The organism is Mycobacterium sp. TH-M82 (assembly GCF_057473605.1).
In genome coordinates this window covers 1-4,428 of record NZ_JBYCKY010000384.1, presented here as the reverse complement: position 1 = coordinate 4,428, position 4,428 = coordinate 1, and the positions used below count along the sequence as shown (strand labels likewise).

5 protein-coding genes and 2 pseudogenes are annotated in these 4,428 nt (G+C 67.7%); 6 read left to right on the top strand and 1 reads right to left on the bottom strand.

The window, feature by feature from the left end; genetic code table 11:
* Positions 1-134 (top strand): annotated as a pseudogene (locus AC2VON_RS11845) (acyl-CoA dehydrogenase family protein); the annotation flags it as partial.
* Positions 131-1,246, top strand: coding sequence for an acyl-CoA dehydrogenase family protein (locus tag AC2VON_RS11840; RefSeq protein ID WP_486953138.1), 1,116 nt, complete (start codon positions 131-133; stop codon positions 1,244-1,246). The pseudogene AC2VON_RS11845 and the gene AC2VON_RS11840, both read left to right, overlap by 4 nt.
* A 29-nt stretch (positions 1,247-1,275) precedes the next feature.
* Here AC2VON_RS11840 and AC2VON_RS11835 read toward each other — a convergent pair whose 3' ends face one another.
* Positions 1,276-2,016: a dienelactone hydrolase family protein gene (locus AC2VON_RS11835; RefSeq protein ID WP_486953137.1), complete on the bottom strand. Its 741-nt coding sequence runs from the start codon at positions 2,014-2,016 to the stop codon at positions 1,276-1,278.
* Between the two features lie 43 nt (positions 2,017-2,059).
* Between AC2VON_RS11835 and AC2VON_RS11830 the strand changes: the two genes are divergently transcribed.
* The 4 genes and pseudogenes from AC2VON_RS11830 to thyX form a co-directional block, all read left to right on the top strand.
* Complete coding sequence (locus AC2VON_RS11830) at positions 2,060-2,860, top strand: thymidylate synthase (RefSeq protein ID WP_486953136.1); 801 nt, start codon at positions 2,060-2,062, stop codon at positions 2,858-2,860.
* Positions 2,857-3,339 (top strand): dihydrofolate reductase, encoded by a 483-nt coding sequence (locus tag AC2VON_RS11825; protein ID WP_486953135.1) that lies wholly within the window; start codon positions 2,857-2,859, stop codon positions 3,337-3,339. The genes AC2VON_RS11830 and AC2VON_RS11825 overlap by 4 nt, the downstream gene beginning before the upstream one ends.
* Positions 3,340-3,481: 142 nt before the next feature.
* Positions 3,482-4,192, top strand: coding sequence for a sensor domain-containing protein (locus AC2VON_RS11820; RefSeq protein WP_486953134.1), 711 nt, complete (start codon positions 3,482-3,484; stop codon positions 4,190-4,192).
* A 30-nt stretch (positions 4,193-4,222) separates the two neighbouring features.
* Positions 4,223-4,428: pseudogene (gene thyX, locus AC2VON_RS11815) on the top strand (FAD-dependent thymidylate synthase); the annotation flags it as partial.

Sequence of the window (4,428 nt, the reverse complement as noted above, 5' to 3'; positions counted from 1 at the left end):
TGCGAGCGAAAGGCAACTCGATCGAGGGCGGCACCTCGGAGATCCTGCGCAACACCATCGCCGAGCGGATACTCGGCCTGCCCGGAGAACACCGTGTCGACAAGGACGTCGCCTGGAAGGATCTGGCTCGATGAGCACTTCGTCGAACACCGGAGATCTGCTGTACTCCGACACCGAGGAAGCCCTGCGCGACAGCGTGCGACGCTTGCTGGCCGACAGCTGCTCGCCGGAGGCGGTTGCCGGTCTGTATGATCCGCAGCCGCCGGACTTTTCCGGGGTGTGGCGCACGCTGGCCACCGACCTGGGGGTGGCCGGCCTGTTGGTGCCGGAGTCACTCGGCGGTGCCGGGGCGGGTGCCCGCGAGGCCGCCGTGGTGTGCGAGGAGATCGGCCGGGCGGTCGCGCCGGTGCCGTTTTTGTCCAGCGCCGTGCTTGCCACGGTGGCGCTGCTGGCGGCCGGCGACATCGAAACCGTTGCGGCGCTGGCGACAGGGGAGCGTACTGCGGCGCTGGCGGTGCCGTTGTGCACCGCGCCCGGCGATCCGGTCACCGGTGTACGCGCCGGCGCCGACGGTCTGACCGGCGGGGTGACCAGTGTCGCCGGTGCGGGCGTTGCCGACGTGCTGGTGGTGCCGGCGGCCGGGGCGGACGGTCTTGAGCTGCACACTGTTTCGTCGGCCGCGGCGGAGGTCGAGCTGTCGCCGGTGCTGAGCCTGGACATGACCAGGCCCCTTGCCGATGTGCGGTTTTCGGGTGCGGCGTCCTCTCGGGTGGGTAGCGGGCCCGCTCAGGCTGCGCTGGGTGTGGCTTTGCAGACGGGTGCGGCGCTGCTGGCATCCGAGCAGCTCGGGGTCGCGCAGTGGTGCTGCGACACCACCCTGGCCTACGTCAAGCAGCGCAAGCAGTTCGGCCGTCTGATCGGCTCGTATCAGGCGGTCAAGCACCGGGTGGTGGATCTATGGCTGCAGGTCGGCTCGGCGGCGGCTGCGGCCAGATACGCCGCCGACACCTGCGCGCGCGGCGACGCCGACGCAGCCATCGCCACGGCCGTCGCGGCCGCCTACTGCGGCGACGTGGCCGTGCACGCCGCCGAGGAGTGCATCCAGCTGCACGGCGGCATCGGGATGACCTGGGAATATCCCGCCCATCTGTATCTGAAGCGGGCCAAGAGCGATCAGCTGGCGTTCGGCACCGGCTACCGCCATCGCGCCCGGCTGGCCGAGCTGGTGGACCTGCCGGCATCGTGAGTGAGAGGAGGTTGCGGCGAACCGGAGATCTACCCCGCCAGCTTGGCGGCGAAGAAGCTCCGCATCGCCGCCCAGTGCCGCTCGGCGGCGTCGGCGTCATACGCCGGGTGGTCCGGCACGGCGAACCCATGCTCGCCCGCGTAGGTCTCGATGGTGTGCTCCACGCCGGCCGCGGTCAGCGCATCCTCCAGCATCGTGGCCTGCTGCTTGGTGAAGGAACCGTCGTTGCGGGCGCCGGCCACATAGACCGCGGCCCGGATCTTTCCGGCCAGAAGGTGTGGGCTGTCCGGCTTGTCGGTGGCCAGCCCGCCGCCGTGAAAGGACGCCGCGGCGGCCACCCGGTCCGGCTGACGCCCGGCCACCACCAATGACGTGCGCCCGCCCATGCAGTATCCGCAGACGCCGAAGCGTTCCCCGCGCACCTCGGGACGGCCAGCCAGGTAGTCGAAGAACGCCCCGGCGTCGGCCGCCATCATGTCAGTGGTGATGCTGGCGAGCATCGCCATCAGGCGGCCGTGCTCTTTGGGATCGCCGAACGCGGTCGCCATGTCGAAAGGCGCCCATTTGCCGTGCCGGTAGTACACGTCGGGCAGCAGCACCGCGTACCCGAAACCGGCCAGTTTGGCCGCCATCTGGTAAAAAGTGTCCCGCGCCCCGCCCGCGTCGGGATACATCACCACCCCCGCCCACGGGCCCGAGCCGTCGGGGGTGAACAGGCGCGCGGGGCAAGTGCCGTCGGGGGTAGCGATGGTGTCGGTGACGGTAGGCATGGCTTCCGTTGTACTCCGTGCTTTGCGACGTAGGCTGGGCGGCGTGCCGATCGCCACCCCCTACGAAGACCTGCTGCGTCTGGTACTGCAACACGGCACCCACAAGGCCGACCGCACCGGCACCGGCACGCGCAGCATGTTCGGCCAGCAGATGCGCTACGACCTGTCGGCGGGCTTTCCGCTGATCACCACCAAGAAGGTGCACCTCAAGTCGGTGATCTACGAGCTGCTGTGGTTTTTGCGCGGTGACTCCAACATCGGCTGGCTGCATGAGCACGGTGTCACCATCTGGGATGAATGGGCTTCGGCGGCCGGTGATCTCGGCCCGATCTACGGTGTGCAGTGGCGGTCGTGGCCGACCCCGTCCGGTGAGCACGTCGACCAGATCGCGGGCGCGGTGCACCTGCTGCGCACCGATCCCGACTCTCGGCGCATCATCGTCTCGGCGTGGAACGTCGGTGAGATACCTCAGATGGCGCTGCCGCCGTGCCACCTGCTGTTCCAGTTTTACGTCGCCGACGGCAAGCTCAGCTGCCAGCTCTACCAGCGCAGCGCGGACCTGTTCCTGGGCGTGCCGTTCAACATCGCCGGCTACGCGTTGCTGACCCACATGATGGCCGCGCAATCCGGTCTGGGCGTCGGCGAGTTCGTCTGGACCGGTGGTGACTGCCACATCTACGACAACCACATCGACCAGGTCAGGAAGCAGCTGTCCCGCGACCCCCGGCCGTATCCGCATCTGATGCTGGCACACCGTGATTCGATCTTCGACTATCGCTACGACGACATCGAGATCCGAGACTACCGCCCGCACCCGGTGATCAAGGCGCCCGTCGCGGTATGACGGCTCTGTGCCTGATCTGGGCTCAGTCCACCTCCGGGGTCATCGGCCGGGCTGGCGGAATCCCGTGGCGGCTGCCGGAGGATCAGGCTCATTTCAAACAGCTCACCCTGGGTCACACCGTGGTGATGGGCCGGCTGACCTGGGAATCGCTGCCGGAAAGCGTGCGCCCGCTGCCCGGCCGGGCCAATGTGGTGCTGACCCGGCAGGCCGGCTATCACGCAGCCGGAGCACGGGTGGTCAGCACGCTCGACGACGTGCTCGCCGGCGAGCAGGCGTGGGTGATCGGCGGTGGGCAGATCTACGCGCTGGCGCTGCCGCTGGCCACCCGTTGTGAAGTGACCGAGGTCGACATCGACCTGCCTCGCCGAGACGGTGACGCGCTTGCCCCGGTGCTCGGTCGCCAGTGGCAGGGCACAGCGGAAGGGTGGCTCTCCAGCGGAGCGGGTTTGCGCTACCGATTCTGCACCTACCGTCGGTAATGACGACGTTCACCGCGGCGCAGACTCGCCGGATCGCCGTCGCGGATCGCGGTACGCTCAGTGCTGTCCGAATTTCGAAAAGCACCGCGGTCGAGGCAGCGCGTTGATCGATTGTGGTTACGGCGGGAATGGGGGTGCGCACATGCGCCGTTTGACGGCCATATTCGCCGTGGTTGTCGTCATCGGCATTCTCATAGCCGGATGCGGCCACGGCAGCCATCGACACCGCAGCAGCTCGAGGAAGACCACCACGACCACGACCACGACCACCACCACCACCGCGCCTCCCGTCGCAGAAGACGCGCTCAAGGGGTTGCTACTCACTCCCGAGCAGGTCAACCCCGTCATGGAGGCAACCGACATGACGATCACACGAAAGCACGATGCGCTGTCGGACGACAGCGCCACGATGGAGCCGAGGGAGTGCCTGGCCATCGACGGCGCGGCGCAAACCGCAGTCTATGCCGACAGTGGCTACACCGCGGTTCGTGAGCAAACTCTTAGCGAGGGCAACGATTTCGCCCATTACGTCGATCAGGCCGTGGTATTGTTTCCCACCGCCAAACGAGCTATCGCTTTCTTCGACGCCTCCGCTAAACAGTGGCCGGCTTGCCACGAATACCGCCATATTCAGAGCGGTTCGCAGTGGACCGCGGGACCGATATCCAACACCGATGGCGTCCTGAGTGTCACGGCAACGCAGGAGAACGCCGGGAAGCAGGGCTGGGCCTGTGGCCGGGCGCTGGCCGCGCGGAACAACGTCGTCGTCGACGTCAATACGTGCAGCGCGGACCCGAGGGACACCGCCGTCAACATCGCCAAACAGATCGCCGCGAAAGTGCCGGTGAGCTGACGGCGCACCGACAACCTTAAGGTGAGCGTCGTGGCCCAGACCGCAGCACTGCGGGTGCAGCTGATCGCCAGAACCGAGTTCGTTCCGCCACCGGACGTGCCGTGGGACACCGACACCGACGGCGGTCAGGCACTCACCGAGTTCGCCGGCCGGGCCTGCTACCAGAGCTGGTCCAAGCCCAATCCGCGCACCGCCGCCAACGCCGACTACCTGAAGCACCTCATCGACGTCGGGCA

Coding starts and splice junctions, on each gene's coding strand:
- AC2VON_RS11835 (WP_486953137.1), bottom strand. CDS start 2,016: ATGCCTACCGTCACCGACACCATCGCTACCCCCGACGGCACTTGCCCC.
- AC2VON_RS11825 (WP_486953135.1), top strand. CDS start 2,857: ATGACGGCTCTGTGCCTGATCTGGGCTCAGTCCACCTCCGGGGTCATC.
- AC2VON_RS11820 (WP_486953134.1), top strand. CDS start 3,482: ATGCGCCGTTTGACGGCCATATTCGCCGTGGTTGTCGTCATCGGCATT.
- AC2VON_RS11840 (WP_486953138.1), top strand. CDS start 131: ATGAGCACTTCGTCGAACACCGGAGATCTGCTGTACTCCGACACCGAG.